Source organism: Candidatus Poriferisocius sp. (assembly GCF_965208355.1).
GTDB lineage: Bacteria > Actinomycetota > Acidimicrobiia > Acidimicrobiales > Bin134 > Poriferisocius.
Genome location: NZ_CBDBOM010000003.1, coordinates 1482766 through 1496990 on the forward strand (window position 1 = coordinate 1482766; position 14225 = coordinate 1496990).

Genomic DNA, 14225 nt, shown 5'->3' on the forward strand with positions numbered 1-14225 from the left:
TGCTCAAAGAATGTGAGAACACTGGGAGGGGCGGGCTATGGGCTGGAGAACAATGGGCGATGCCGGATATCCGGCCGGTTTGGACTCGAATCCGGCGGTATCGCCCCGCATTCAACGGTGGGATCACATCGGGATCGCAGTGCGCTCCATCGAGGCTGCCGTGCCGCTGTTTCGGGAGGTGTTCGGTGGGCAGTTCGTGATGGGGGGCGACGATGTGCCGCTCGACATCCGCACCGCCATGTTCAAGCTGCCCGACACCGTGAAGGTGGAGCTGATGGAGCCGCTGAACGAGCAGAGCTACCTGCGCCGCTTCATCGACAAGCACGGAGAGGGGTTCCACCACGTGACCATCTTCGTGGACGACGTGGAGACGGCCATCGTGGACCTGGAGGCCGCCGGCTATGAGGTGGTGGACACCGACCTGAGCGAGCCCCACTGGCGGGAGACCTATGTGCGGCCCAAGTCAGGGCACGGCTGCCTGTTCCAGATCGTCGACTCCGAGATCGACTGGCTGGAGCCCCATCCTCACTGCACCGTTGAGGATGTGATCGCCGGCAAGTGGCGCTGGTGGAGGAGCCAAATCTGGCACGTCGACCAACTGCCCGACGGGTATGTGGAATGATCCCCCGGTGGACGGCGGGTCCTGTCACCTACGGCGGCCTGGCCGTCGGAGCGGCCAGGTCCGCCTCCGGCGCCACCCCCCGCCCACCTACGTGGTACTTCCGCCGTCGGGCAAATGGTCAGTGCGTGCCGTTTGGGCTCTTAGCTGGGGGGCGGGTGCCCTAAAGGCCCAGTTCGGCTTGGAGTTTGTCGGCTAGGCGGAACTTCTGAATCTTGGTGGCGGACATGGGCCATTCGTTGGGGGCGACGAACTGGACGTGGCGGGGGATCTTGAAGCTGGCGATCTGGCCTCGGCAGAACTCGATCAGCTCTTCCTCGGTGGCCTCGGCGTCGGGCTTGAGCTCGACGAAGGCCGCGGGAACCTCGACGTACTTCTCGTCGGGCAGCGGGACCACTTGGGCGATGGCCACCGCCGGGTGGGTTTGGAGGTAGCTCTCGATCTCCACTGCGGCCACGTTCTCGCCGCCTACCTTGAGCATGTCCTTAGTGCGGCCCAGATAGCTGATGCGCCCGTCGGGGTCGAGTGAGCCGATGTCACCGGTGAAGAACCAGCCGTCCTCGTCGAAGCACTCGGCATTCTTCTCTGGGTCTTTGTAGTAACCCTCGAATACGTTGTAGCCCCGCACCCAGATTTCTCCCGGTTGGTTGGGTTCGGTCAGTGTCTCCCGGGTCTCGAGGTCCTTGATCTTGACCTCAATGCCCCTGAACGGGCGGCCCGACGACACCGCCCAGGTTTCCGGCGGGTCGTCTGGGCCGGAGAAGGACACCACGCCGCCGCACTCGGTAAGTCCGTAGGCATTCACGTGGCGGGCCCAGGGGAGCAGGGCGTGGATGGCCCGCAGGGCATCGGGCGGTGCCACGTTGTTCATCAGCCGGATGCGCTGGAACTCATCGGAGTCCCAGTCGGGGTGGTTGATCATGGCCTGGGTGACCGGTGGGAAGGTGGAGAAGCACACCGTGGCCTTCTCATCCCGCATCTGCGCGATGGCCTCGGCTGGGTCGAAGTGAGTGATGGTCACGTAGGACGACCCCGCGTCCAGGCAGCCGATGAGGGGGAGAATCGAACTCATGTGGAACAGGGGGAGCGGGTCCCAGAACACGTCGTTGTCAGTCAGCTCGAAGCGGGTCCGACAGGCGGTGACCGCGGTGCGCACCAGCGACTCGTGGTTCAAGGGGCAGCCCTTGGGCTCAGCCGTGGTGCCCGAGGTGTAGATCATGAGGGCTTCGTTGCGAATGGCCACTTGGCTGCGGAGCAACTCCACCTCGTCGTCGGTGGCGTCATCAGCCAAGGTCTCGAATGCGGCCCGGTCCACCATCCCGGCCGGGGACGTACTGCCCAACAGCACCACTGCCTTCAGCTCGGGGGCTACGTCCAGGTCAAGGTTGGCTGGATCAGCAGCCTCAGCCAGGCCGGGGAGGCAGTCGTGGAGGATCACCACGTAGTCGGTGAACTGGTCGATGATGTCGCTGGTGACCAGCACCTTCAGGTCGGCGTTCTCGGTGACATAGGCCAGTTCCCGCCCCTTGAAGCGGGCATTGATGGGAACCGGAACGGCGCCGATGAGGGCAACCCCGAACATCACCTCGATGAAGTCCATGCAGTTGGGCATGAGGATCCCCACCCGATCCTGAGGCCGAACTCCCAGCCCCAAAAGCGACCGAGCCGACCGCCGAGCCGCGGCCTCCAACGAGTTGAAGCTGTGCCGCGTATCGGGAAACACCACCGCGTCCTGGTCTCCGTACAGCGCAGCCCCCCGCACCACCAGATCGCCATACGTGGTCACGTCAACCCAAGTGCTCATCCCCGTAGCTTCGCGCGCTCCGTCGCCATCGAAAAATGCGCACCCCGTCGTCACTTTTCGCCGAAAGGTGTCAAGTAGATGAACCTGCAAAATCGAGGGATGGCAACATTGCTGTGGCTCTGGAAACGCATCCATCGACTGATGGATCCCACCAAGCGACATCTATTGACGCTGCACTCCCATCTTCTCTTGGAGTCGCTGCATATACCGCGAAGGGGCTCCAAGGTGTCGGGGGACCGGAAAACAGATCGTCGAACTCTGTCTGAAGGCGGTGCCCCAATTCGCCCGCATCAGGCGTTTCCTTGTACACCCAGCTCAGGCGGGCTCTCAATTGATGAAGATTGCGAGTACCCACGCCATTGCAGTAGTCCTCTGCAGGTTCACCCAAGAAGTCGTCTAACAGGGCCAAGCCGTGCAGAGAATCCTGGCCATGGCCCCTTCGCAGAACTTCACGAGCCAGGCACAAGCCACCCAGCCCATCGTGTTCGGTGGGCGTGAAGACTGCGTGTCCGGCGAAGTCACCCACTTGCGCCAAAGCTGGTACCACAACATTGAGGAGGTCGGCATCGAGTGGTGTACTTCCCCGTTCCCCAACATGTGCGGCTGCACCTACGAGAGTTGCCGCAGCAGCCCACTCAACATCACCCAATGAGATGTCCACGACTGTGCGCCGAACCACTGCGGAGGAGGAGGTTTCGACCTCGCCTGACACGGTGACGCGTGCGCCAGCCCAGGAGCCATCCGGCGCGAGTAAGGCCTCAGATTCCACGTGGGCTCCCCGGTTGACGAACAAGTCGGCAACGCGAGCCCCGCAATACTCTCCCAACAACCCTGCAAGTTCTTCCTTAGCCCCTTCCTGAGTGAGGAAGCCCAGTCGCGCCGCGTTGGCCAGCGTGTCCGTCGGGCAATCGACCACGGAGGTCCACCAGAACATGCCCTCGGCATCGGCCAGGTCCACTTCGACCGTCGATATCGATTCCGATCGCTCTCCTGCTACCTCCGTTAACTCCACCGGGCCGAAGGCTCGCTCTTCGATCGACTCTGGTATGACCGCGGGCACTGGGTAATCCTACGGCTGGCTGAGGACAACGCGCCGGCTGAGCAGGCAATTTGGTGCCGGTTGGCATCTAGGTTCATTGGTTCGTGTGCCTCGGATCAGTGGCCGGCTACGTTGGCAGCGTGCGATCGCTGAGCGACTACCTCGACCTCACCGTCGACCAAGCTCGATCGCAATGGGATCAGATAGAGCGCCGAGAGAAGAAGAGTCAAGGAGAGCGCCAAGAGAACTTCACCCCGGTAGAAGTCATCTTGTGTTACGGGCTCTTTCAGATTGTTGACGATCCTCACAGGTATGGGAGTGAGTCCATTCGCAATGCGCCGCCATTGGTGCATGAGCTAGCACGACTGTTTGCCCGGCCACCAACTTCAATCACTCACAAGATGATGAATTTGGAAGGAGGGGCTAGGAATCGAGGCGGAAAATTTGAGCCGGACTTTTACGCCGAGATGAGAATCAACCCAAATCTGTTTACTTATCTCTACAACCTGGTCTTGGCTGCCGCTCGCGACACGAAAATTGGCCCTGATCGGCTAGCAGACTTTCTATCGCTGGAGGGGTTTGACTACTCCAACCTTCTCGGACAAGAGGAACTTGAGCACGCCGACCTGTCCAAAGTAGTGACAAGTCTGGCCGCACAGCAGAGGACCCATCGTCTCGGTAACCCTGTTGACACGGAAAGGATGATTGAGAAGAAGGTCCGCATCGGCCAGCACGGTTTCGCATCGAGAGTGCTTGAAAATTTCAGCAACACATGTGGATTCTGTGGGTTTGCTCCCAAGACCCTTCCGGGCAACAAGCTGCTAGTGGCCTCACACATCAAGCCATGGTCTGATTGTGACAACAGAGAGCGCCTCGATGTGCTGAACGGGGTAGCAGCATGTCCGACTCATGACGCTGCTTTTGACTCAGGGCTGATAACCGTGAACGGTGGTCTCAAAGTTCACCTGTCCCAGAAACTTGAGACCAGTACCCGTGCTGATCCCGGTGTTGATCAGTACTTCGGTGAAGTCCTCAGATCCCAGCTAGTTGTTCCTAAACAGGGTCAGCGACCGGGGGATTCCTACCTGGCTTGGCATATGGAGCATGTCTTTCAGGGGGTTGTCGCGACCTGACGCTGAGCTCTTGGTGGACTAGGGCGTTTCGAGGAGCGCGTCGCATCCGATGAGTTCAGGGTTGGAGGGGGCGAGGCGGCGGATCATTACTTGGATGGCCTCGGGGTTGTTGTCGATGAGGATGTAGTCGCGGCCGTGCTTAGCGGCGGCTTCGCCGAGGGTGCCGCTGCCGGCGAAGAAGTCGAGCAGGAGATCGCCGGGTCTTGAGTGGACCTTCACTAGGCGTTCGAGGACGCCGAGGGGCTTTTGGGTGGCGTAACCGGTTTTCTCTTTGCCGTTGGGGCTCACGATGGTGTGCCACCAGACGTCGGTGGGAGTCTTGCCCCGCGCTGCCTTCTCTTTGCCGACTAACCCAGGCGCCATGTAGGGGATTCGATCCATCTCGTCGAAGTTGAACGTGTAGTCAGCGGGGTCTTTGGCGTACCACAGGATGCTGTCGTGCTTGGCCGACCACTTCTTCTTGGAGCGGGCCCCGTAGTCGTAGGCCCAGATGATCTCGTTCATGAACGAGTCCCGGCCGAAGATCTGATCGAGCAGCACCTTGCAGTAGTGGACCTCTCGGTAGTCGATGTGGAGGAAGAAACTGCCGGTGTCGGCGAGCACCCGGTGAGCCTCCTCGAAACGGGGGGCGAGGAACTCCATGTAGTCGTCGAAGGCGTCGTCATAGCCTGATTTGCCGAGGCGGATCGTCTGGTAGCGGCGGCCGGCGAAACCGGTCCGGTCGCCGTTGATCTCGTCGTGAACGGTCTTGATCCGCTCGCGCTCTTGCCGCTTGCCGGTGTTAAACGGCGGGTCAACGTAAATGAGGTCGACGCTGGCGTCGGGCAAGCCCTGCAAGACCGGTAGGTTGTCGCCAAAGACGATCTTCCCCATCCCAGACAATCCTAGTGGTCAGGCTGCGAGCTACTGGGTATATGGAAATAGATCGAAATAACTGGAATCCACAGCTATTTCCACATATCCACAGAACTTGAGACTTCGAACCTGCCTACCAGGGTGCCGGTCTGAAGCGGAGGCCTAGCAGGACGGGGATCTCGTCTTCGAGACTTGGCGGGATGTAGAAGTCGGTGTGTTGAGTGGGCGGTTCTTCTAGGGCGCTCTTGGTGACTTCGGCAAAGCCGTCCACGACTAGGCCTACGTCGAAAGCGCGGTTCAGCTCGTGGGAGATGGACCGATGGAAGTTGAGCTGCTCTTGGGGTTGACCGGGCATGCCGACGACTTCTTGGGCCATTGGTGTGAGGTAGTGGGAGATGATGATTCCCTCGCGTTGATCCCCGCCCGCCAGTTCTCCTTCGACGGTGAATTGCAGGTTGCTGGGGTTCTTGAACACCGGATGCATGGTGACCACCACTGCCACGCCGCCAGACTTCAAGCAGTGGACGATGGCGGCGAAGAGGTCTTCGCTGGCCGGGATGTCCATGAGTGCCATGGTGCATGTCACAAAGTCAAACGAGCTCGGCTCGACATGGTCGGCTGTTTCAGCCAGCGGGAAGCAGAGCCACTCGATTTCTGCGCTGCGGTCATACGGCTCGGCATGCTCTAGGAAAGTCTTCGACTGGTCGGCTCCGGTGACTTGAGCTCCGAGTTCGACGAGCTGGCGAGCCAGGACGCCGCTGCCGCAGCAGAGGTCGATGCCTCGCTTGCCTTGGACATCGCCCAACAGCTTCAGGGTGGTTGGCAGCACCAGGTTCCGGTGCCAGTCATTGCCAGCATCCCCGTGGCGGCTGTCGTAGTAGTGGGCCAGTACGTTCCAATCGTCTTTCACCCGCTGGTCATGCTCGGCAGCGTGTTGTTGATCGTCACCGTTGGACACGGAGAGGGCTCTCCTTAGCTAGCGGAGGAGTCGGCGGGCGGTCGCGATCAGGGACGCTAGCTCAGCGGCATCGGCGTCGCGGAGCAGGTCGTCGGCTACGGCATCGGCTTGGTGCTGCAACTCCCTTGAGATGTCGCTGGGGGCGTAGGGACTGGCCCGCAGGATCTCGGCGAATTCGGCAGCCACGGCGGCGAGCCGGAAATGAGGACTGGCCGAGTCGAATGACCGTTCAATGGCAGAGCGGGGAAGGTGGGTTGCCAACTCGACAATGGTTCCAGTGGTCGGTCGCTCATAGCGCATCCGGACTGTTGCGATGGTGCTGCGCTCGTCCCGTGTTCTGCGGGCCAACTCCACCTCGTAGAGCGCAGTGGAGCTGTGCCCGATACCGATCTCACCGGCATCTTGGGTGTCGTCGCGGAATGCCTCGTCCTCGACGTCTCGGTTCTCGAAGCCCAGCAGGCGGTAGGAAAGGACCACATCAGGGTTGAACTCCACCTGGACCTTTGCGTCGCGGGCGGCATAGGCCAGAAGCCCATCCAGATCATCAACGAAGACCCTGACTGCTTCGGAGGGAGTATCGATGTAGTGGTAGGTGCCGTCGGCTCGATTGGCCAGCTGCTCCATGAGCTCGTCGTTGAGCGGCCCGAGACCCACGCCGATAGTGGACAAGCCGATGTCAGCTCGCTCGCCGATCGACTCCAAGATGTCGTCGGTGCGGGTGGCCCCCACATTGGCCACTCCGTCGGACAGCAACAGCACCAGCACTTGGCGTCCGGCATCAGCTTCGCGCAGGGCCATGTTGTAGCCCCGGACCAAGCCCGACTCGGCGTTGGTGGAGCCACCAGGAGTCACTTCCGAACGAATCGTGTCCATGATCCACTTGGCGTTGCCGTCGATCACCGTTGGCTCGAGCACGGTCGCCGACGTGCTCTCGTAGGCGACCACGCCCACTCGAGTCTCCCGAGGCAATCCCGAGAGCAGGAGCTCCACGGACCGATGGGCGAGGGTGATCCGTCGCATCGACTCTGATCCGTAGCCGGTCGGCTCGCCCATAGAGCCCGAGCGATCCATCACCAGCACCACACTCTCAGGGCCGGCACCCTGCGACAGGTCCCGCGGCGCCTGAATGCCCACCCTCAGCAGCACATGATCAGGATCGGCGAAAGGAGAAGGGGACGCTTCGAGACTGACCGTGAACTCGTCGCGTATCGCCTCGTAGCCCCCGTCGAAATAGTTCACGAACTCCTCGGTTCGCACCGCTTCGATCGGTGGCAGCTGTCCGCTCTCCAGGAAGTTGCGGGCCACCGTGTAGGACGCGGTGTCCACATCGAGGGCGAAGGTCGACAGCGGATCCTCCCACGTGTCGACAAACGGATTGACGCCGTAGTCCTGAAAGTTGTTCGGCTCGCGCAATCGGGAGGGTCGCCAGGCGATGCCGTCGTCTGCCATGGGTTCTTCGGCAGCCGCCGGCTGCGGCCTTCCGCTGGCTGGAGCCGAGTCCATCGCGTCCGCGGCCATCGATTCTTCAGCCATCTCGTATTCGGCCATTTCGTCGTCGGCCGGGCCGCTGAGTTCGACCGCAACTTCGCCTTGGTCTTCGTATGATGCCTCGCCCTCAGTCGGAATCACGGTTACGCGGTCAGCGGGTTCATCCGACATTTCACTCGGAGCTTCCTCAGGCGCTTCTGGAACCGGCGATGTCCCACCAGAATCAGGAGCCGAGCTGACTGATGTCGGCGCTGATGCACCTGAGATCCCCAGTGCGGGGCCGTCGGCACCGTCCTCACTGCTGCATGAGAAGGCCAGAAGTCCCATGGCCACAACCATGGCAACCAACCCGATTCGAAGTGAGTGTCTTTTCTGCCTGGACCCGATTGCGTTTTCCATCTGTACCCCCTTGAGCTCAAATGCCCGCGGCATCTTCTTGGGGGTATCTGACGACGCGGTGGCTGCTCTGGTTCCCCGAGGATGGAAATTTCCTGGTCAGCGGTTAGCTAGCTGCCGCGGTGCCGGCGGCGTGGGCGGCGACGAGCATGGGGCCGATGGTGCCGCCCGCACCGGGATAGGCCGCTCCGAGGGGGCTGGCGGCGGCGTTGCCCACCGCGTAGAGCCCCTCGATAAGGCCGCCCTCTTGGTGGCGGACCTGGCCATGGATATCGGTTCGGGGGCCGCCCTTGGTGCCCAGGCAGCCGGGATGGAGGCGGACGGCGTAGAACGGCGGCTCCTCTACCGGGCCGAGCGTGGGATGGGGGGCCGTCGGGTCGCCGACGAAGCAGTCGTAGATCGAGCGGCCTCGGCCGAAGTCGGGGTCGTCTCCGGAGCCGACGAGCTGATTGAAACGGACTACCGAGGCAGCTAGCTCTTCGCGGTCTACGCCGATAGCGGTGGCCAGTTCGTCCAGGCTGTCGGCTCGGTGCAGCCACTCCGGATCAGGGCCGTCTCTGCGGAGTGGCCCCAGGTGGTAGCGGCGGCGGTAGCCGGAGTCGAATACCAGCCAGGCGGTGGCCGCCGGGTATTGGAACCCGGTGGGGTCGAAGGCCTGCATGGCCCGGCCTACGTCGTTGTAGTTGCGGGCCTCGTTGGCGAACCGCCGTCCCCGCGAGTCCACCATCAGCGACCGGGGCCGAGCTCGCTCGGTGAGCACTAAGCGGTGGAACGGCTCGCCGTCAATGGCCTCTCCGGGCACGGTCATGGCTGGACACCACCACGCTTCGGCCATGTTGCCCAACTCTGCCCCGGCGGCCAATGCCAGACGCAGCGCAGTCCCGTCCATGCCGGGGGCGCCTACCGGTCCGGTCATCGGCCCTCGCAGAAACGCCCGAACCAAGGCGGGATCCCGTTCGAAGCCGCCGGAGGCCAGGATCACCCGCCCGGTGATCACTTCAGGGCCAATGCGCACGCCGTTCACTGTGCCGCCCGACTGCGCCAAACCGTCCGCGCCGACGCCGGTGAGTATCGCTGCCCCCAAGGCTTCGGCAGCTTCGACCAATGAGGCGATCATCGAACGGCCCATGGTGATCACTCCCCGGCTAGATCGGTCGGCCACCTCAGCTCGGTCGAAGTCGCCAGTGGCCAACTCCCGATAGGTGATGGGCGCAGTCACGTTCGGGGCAGTGCGGATGCCGTGGTCGAGCTCTGGTGATGCCTCGCGGGGCTGGGGCTCCAGGGGGCGATGGCCTGGCTTTCCGCCCGGTAGCTCGGGGTGGTAGTCGGGATAGGGGACCGTTTGCCACGACAACCCGGTGGTCGAATCCAGCCAATCGGCCACCGCCGCTGCTTGATCAGCGAAATAGTCGACCAACTCGTCGTCCACATCGCCGAGGCGCAGCGCCTGCAAGTACTCGCGGGCCTCGGCGGGAGAGTCGTCCACTCCTTCAGCGGCCATCAGCCGGTTGGCCGGCATCCAGGCCAAACCTCCCGACAGCGCGGTAGTCCCGCCCAGCACCGGCGCTCGCTCCACCACGGTCACTTCGGCTCCCGACTGGGCCGCGGCCACCGCGGCGGTCAATCCGGCAGCCCCCGACCCGACAACCACTACCGAAGACATGATGGGGCTAATTCTCAGCGCGTCAGCTTCGTGGAGTCCAGCGGAACCACCGGGATCTCAGCGCGTCAGTCTCGGGGAGTCCAGCGGAACCACCGGGGTCTCAGCGCGTCAGCTTCGGGGAGTCCAGCGGAACCACCGGGTGACGATGAGGACCCCGGCGACGCCCCACGCCGCCATGACCAGCCAATTGGTTACGGGCCAAATCGACTTGTCGCTGAGCGGGTCGAAACTCCCTTGCAGGGCCACCGCCAGATGCCTGATGGGGAATATGTCGCCGATCAGGGTGATTGCCTGGGGTGTTTCGTCGGTGGCTGGCACATAGACGTCAGAGACGAAGTAAAGCGGCAAGACGACCAGGTTGAGGAACGGTGGGCCGGTCGTCTCATTGGGGACCAGGTTGGTGAACGCCAATCCAAGGGCACAGAACACGGCGCCCCCAATGATCAAGGTCACGATCAGGCTGGGGACCGTCTTCCACAACAGATCTACGTCGTAGACCGCCCAGCCGATCAACGCCATCAGCACTGCCATCAGGGCGATCACGGCGTAAGCGGTGGCGACCAGTCCCCCCATGAATACCCAGGGTCGAATTGGGGTGCCCCGCACTCTTTTGAGGATGCTCGTCTCTCGGCGAAAGACCGTGACGATGGCCAGATTCACAAAGGAGGCTTGGACCACCGACAACGCGATGATGCCCGGCACAAAGCGACTGGCCAGCTTCGGGCCGACCGGGGTGACCAAGTCATTTCCGAACAGCGCGGTGAGCACGAACAAGAAGATGAGGGGCAAAACGACGGTGAAAAAGCTGGCCAATGGGTTGCGCCACAGCAGCACAAAGTCGAAGCGGGTCTGAGTCGCCAGCTGCTGGAGTCCCCGAGTGTTCATCTGTTTAGCCCTCCGGCGCGATCGGCCTCGCCGATCAACGCCAGATAGGTGTCTTCCAGGGTTGGGGTCTGCACCTCCAGGGACTCGACCTTGCGGCCCAGCCGCCCGGCTACCTGCAACAATGCGGCAACAGTGTCGGTGACCTCGTTGGTGAGAATGGCAAGTCTCGTGGGGCCCTCAGCTGCGCTGGTGCTTGAGTCCCCAGGCTGGCCCGCCACTTCAAACACCGTTGCCGCGGCTCGAAGCTGGTCGGGCAATTCGTTCAACGGCACCTCTTGGGCATTCCATGAGATGCGGGTCTGCAGCGACGCCGCCTCAGCCAAGTCTGCGGCCGTGCCCTTGGCAATGATCTGTCCGGCGGCGATCACCGAGATCCGGTCGGCCAGATTCTGGGCCTCGTCCATGTAGTGGGTGGTGAGCAGAACGGTCACACCCAAGTCGCGCAGGCCGTCGATCATGGCCCACGCCTCCCGACGGGCGGTCGGGTCGAATCCGGTAGTGGGTTCGTCGAGGAACAGCAGCTCGGGGTTTCCCACCAGTGCCAAGGCCAGATCAAGCCTGCGACGTTGACCTCCCGACAAGCGCCCGACCCGTTGGTCGCGGTGACCAGCCAGCCCGACCAGCTCTAGCACTTCGGCCACCGGTCTAGGGGCGGGGAAGTACGCAGCCCACATGATCACCGTTTCGGCGACCGTCAGGTACTCCTCAGGCTGGGACTCCTGCAATACGATCCCGACTCGCTCCCGCCAGTCCAAGCCCGCGCTGGCCGGATCTTGGCCAAGAACAGAGACTTCTCCGGCAGTTCGGGTCCGGAAACCTTCGAGAATTTCGACCGTGGTGGTCTTGCCCGCGCCGTTTGGCCCCAAGAAGGCCAGAATCTCGCCCTCTTCCACATGGAGGTCGACCCCGGCGACTGCTTCGATTGCGCCGTAGGACTTGCGCAGGCCGGTCACTTCTATTGCTGGACTGCGCATCGCTGTCACTCTCGGCGCTTTGGCAGGGCAGAGCTACTTCGGCAAGGGATCTTCGAAGCGATTCAACTTTCTAGCATGGCAGCCAAGGCGGCAGTGTCGAACCACTGGGAGAGACGGCAGATGCGGCCGTCTTCCACGTCGAAGATGTCTACGGCATCGAAGGCCACCTCTCGTCCATCGGCCGTGGCGCCGTTGAAGGTGATCTCCACCACAACAGTGCTGCCGGACTCTAAGAATCGGGTGGGTTTGTCCTGGTGCACTGGGAACCGCTCGAAGATCTTCTCGAACATGGCGATGGCCTTGTCGGAGCCGATGCGGGGCCGCGATCCCGACGGGATCAGGTCGAGCTCGGGATGCAACACCGAGGCCATGAGCTCCCAGTCCTCGGTGTTGAGCGCGGTGAAGTAGTCCTTCACGGTCTCGAGGGGGCTCATCCGCCGCCTCGCAAAATGTCTTTGACCTCGCGCATGGCCTTGAACGACCAACCGGCCAGTTCGGGGTCGCCGAAGGCGGTGACGTTCCACATGATCAGATGGCGCAGGCCAGCGTCGTAGTAGGTGCGGACCTCCTCGGCGATCTGCTCCGGGGTGCCGCAGAAGCAGTAGTAGTCCACCACCTTGGGGGGGATGCCGTCGATGATGGCCTCGGCCTGCTCCCGGGGCACCGACGCGGGGATCAGATCGTGGAATCCCTCAGGGGGCTCCACACCGAGTTCACGGAAGATCTGCGGGGGCAGCATCACCATGATGGCCCGCAGCAGCGGCGCCTCCTGCATGCGCCGCAGCGTGGCCTCGTCGGGAGCGGCTAGCACGTAGGCCAGCAGTCCGGGGGTGACCGCCTCTGCGTCACGGCCCGCCTCCACCGACGCCTGGCGGATGGTAGCCAGCGAGTCGGCGTAGACATCCGGGGCCAGCTTGGTTGGTAGCCAGCCGTCGGCCAGTCTCCCGGTGATGCGCAGCATGCGAGGGCCGTGGGCCGCCGTCCAGATCGGCGGGGGAGTGTCCCCGTAGGGCGAGAGGCCCAGCACGGCGTCCTTCATGTGATGGAACTTGCCCTCGTAGTCGATGGGTCCGTCGGCCCCCCACAGGGCCCGGATGATCTCGATGCCCTCCTCCAGGCGGCCGACCGGGCGGTCGAAGTCCATGCCATAGGGGGTCACGTTCATTCGCTCGCCCGAGCCCAAACCCAATATGGCCCGGCCCTGGGTCAGGTGGTCGAGGGTGAGGGCCATGTTGGCCACCATGGCCGGGTGGCGGCGGATCAGGTCGGTGACGACGGCCCCGACTTTGATGGTTTCGGTCTGGGCTCCTACTGCGCCCATCATCACCAGCGGATCGAAGTACACATGGCCGCTGGGCTGGACGGCGGCCAGCGGACTCATGTCCGGCGTCCAGATCGAGTCGGGGTGCCAGCCCATCAGATGGCACGGCCACCACAGGGCGTCGTAACCGTCGGCCTCGGCCCGCTGGCCCAGTTCCACCGCCCGGTGAGCCGGGGGCATGATCTGGCCCGGAACGCCGATTTCGAGGTCTCTCATCCGCTGTTCCTGTCCCTCGTGCGGACAAACCGGCGCGATGCTGTGTGGTCTCTCATCAGCCAAATTCGCGACGGCGCATCCCGTCGGGGTCGATGACGTCGCGGATCAGGCGCACCTGCTCGGCGGTGGGCACCGTGGTGGTGGGGGTAGCGCCTTCCGGTGCGGGCAGCTCGAAGCCGGTGGCCTCCTGCACCTGTTCGAAGGTCACACCTGGGTGGAGAGATGCCACCTGCATGTGGCGGGTTTCCGGATGGAAGTCCATGACGCAGAGGTTGGTGATCACCAGCTCGGGTCCGCCATCAAGTCCGGCATCAGCCCGCTCGGAACCGCCGCCCAGGTATCCGGCGCAGGAGATGAAGTCCACGCTCTCCACCAGCGAGCGGGGGTTGTGGTTGGGGTTCCAGTAATAGAGCGACTTGCCGATCGATCCCATGTCGCCCAGCCCGGCGGTTCCCGGCAGGCGCACCCGGGGGTTGTGGTAGTCAGCGCCGATCACCGAGTTGTTGCCGTTGCCGTAGCGGTCGAGCTGAGCGGCCCCCACGCAGAACTTGGTGAGCCACCGGCCATTGAGGGCGAAGTTCCAGAAGTCGCCGTACTGCTCCACATACATGATGGAATCGCGCCACAGGGGGGCTTCCAGGGTGGAGGCCGGCACCCGGTCGGGCCGGGGCTCCAGGCCCACTGCCCCCGCCAACCACACCAGGTCGGGGGCATGGGTGAGTCGGGCCAGCCAGAAGGCGCTGACCGGCACGAACGATGCCATGCCGTTGCAGGCCTGGTCGCCGTCGGCGAAGCAGTCAGCCAGACGGGCGATCATCAACTCGTCGATTGTCCAGTCGTCAGCGGGAGGGCTGTTCTGCCAGTCGCTCATCCT

13 protein-coding genes are annotated in these 14225 nt (G+C 63.1%); 3 read left to right on the forward strand and 10 right to left on the reverse strand.

The features are described from left to right. The first annotated feature begins 37 nt into the window (after window positions 1–37). Window positions 38–622: a VOC family protein gene (locus tag ACOGXH_RS08175; protein WP_419928613.1), complete on the forward strand. Its 585-nt coding sequence runs from the start codon at window positions 38–40 to the stop codon at window positions 620–622. 160 nt (window positions 623–782) lie between these two features. Here ACOGXH_RS08175 and ACOGXH_RS08180 read toward each other — a convergent pair whose 3' ends face one another. Next, window positions 783–2423, reverse strand: a complete 1641-nt coding sequence (locus tag ACOGXH_RS08180; protein WP_419928614.1) for an AMP-binding protein — start codon at window positions 2421–2423, stop codon at window positions 783–785. A gap of 430 nt (window positions 2424–2853) precedes the next feature. Between ACOGXH_RS08180 and ACOGXH_RS08185 the strand changes: the two genes are divergently transcribed. Together ACOGXH_RS08185 and ACOGXH_RS08190 are read left to right on the forward strand one after the other, a co-directional pair. Continuing rightward, window positions 2854–3075 carry a hypothetical protein gene (locus tag ACOGXH_RS08185; RefSeq protein WP_419928615.1) on the forward strand — a complete coding sequence of 74 codons (222 nt, stop codon included), beginning with the start codon at window positions 2854–2856 and terminating at the stop codon, window positions 3073–3075. Window positions 3076–3602: 527 nt separating this feature from the next. Continuing rightward, window positions 3603–4595, forward strand: a complete 993-nt coding sequence (locus ACOGXH_RS08190; protein ID WP_419928616.1) for an HNH endonuclease — start codon at window positions 3603–3605, stop codon at window positions 4593–4595. Window positions 4596–4613: 18 nt separating this feature from the next. Here ACOGXH_RS08190 and ACOGXH_RS08195 read toward each other — a convergent pair whose 3' ends face one another. From ACOGXH_RS08195 to ACOGXH_RS08235, 9 genes are all read right to left on the reverse strand, one after another. Beyond that, window positions 4614–5468: a DNA-methyltransferase gene (locus ACOGXH_RS08195; RefSeq protein ID WP_419928617.1), complete on the reverse strand. Its 855-nt coding sequence runs from the start codon at window positions 5466–5468 to the stop codon at window positions 4614–4616. A gap of 115 nt (window positions 5469–5583) precedes the next feature. After that, on the reverse strand, window positions 5584–6408 hold the full coding sequence (locus tag ACOGXH_RS08200; RefSeq protein ID WP_419928618.1) for a class I SAM-dependent methyltransferase: 825 nt from the start codon (window positions 6406–6408) through the stop codon (window positions 5584–5586). 18 nt (window positions 6409–6426) lie between these two features. Continuing rightward, window positions 6427–8067 (reverse strand): YfbK domain-containing protein, encoded by a 1641-nt coding sequence (locus ACOGXH_RS08205; RefSeq protein WP_419928619.1) that lies wholly within the window; start codon window positions 8065–8067, stop codon window positions 6427–6429. Window positions 8068–8398: 331 nt separating this feature from the next. Further along, window positions 8399–9955, reverse strand: a complete 1557-nt coding sequence (locus ACOGXH_RS08210; RefSeq protein WP_419928620.1) for an FAD-dependent oxidoreductase — start codon at window positions 9953–9955, stop codon at window positions 8399–8401. 108 nt (window positions 9956–10063) lie between these two features. Then, the gene (locus tag ACOGXH_RS08215) at window positions 10064–10840 is read right to left on the reverse strand and encodes an ABC transporter permease (protein ID WP_419928621.1); all 777 of its coding nucleotides are present in this window, start codon (window positions 10838–10840) and stop codon (window positions 10064–10066) included. Continuing rightward, a complete protein-coding gene (locus ACOGXH_RS08220; RefSeq protein WP_419928622.1) occupies window positions 10837–11814 on the reverse strand; it encodes an ABC transporter ATP-binding protein in 978 nt (325 codons plus the stop codon). Before ACOGXH_RS08220 ends, ACOGXH_RS08215 begins: the two co-directional genes overlap by 4 nt. Before the next feature lie 62 nt (window positions 11815–11876). After that, complete coding sequence (locus ACOGXH_RS08225; protein WP_419928623.1) at window positions 11877–12248, reverse strand: nuclear transport factor 2 family protein; 372 nt, start codon at window positions 12246–12248, stop codon at window positions 11877–11879. Continuing rightward, window positions 12245–13351 (reverse strand): LLM class flavin-dependent oxidoreductase, encoded by a 1107-nt coding sequence (locus tag ACOGXH_RS08230; RefSeq protein WP_419928624.1) that lies wholly within the window; start codon window positions 13349–13351, stop codon window positions 12245–12247. Before ACOGXH_RS08230 ends, ACOGXH_RS08225 begins: the two co-directional genes overlap by 4 nt. A 55-nt stretch (window positions 13352–13406) precedes the next feature. Continuing rightward, a complete protein-coding gene (locus tag ACOGXH_RS08235; protein ID WP_419928625.1) occupies window positions 13407–14222 on the reverse strand; it encodes a CoA-transferase in 816 nt (271 codons plus the stop codon). Window positions 14223–14225: the final 3 nt, after the last annotated feature.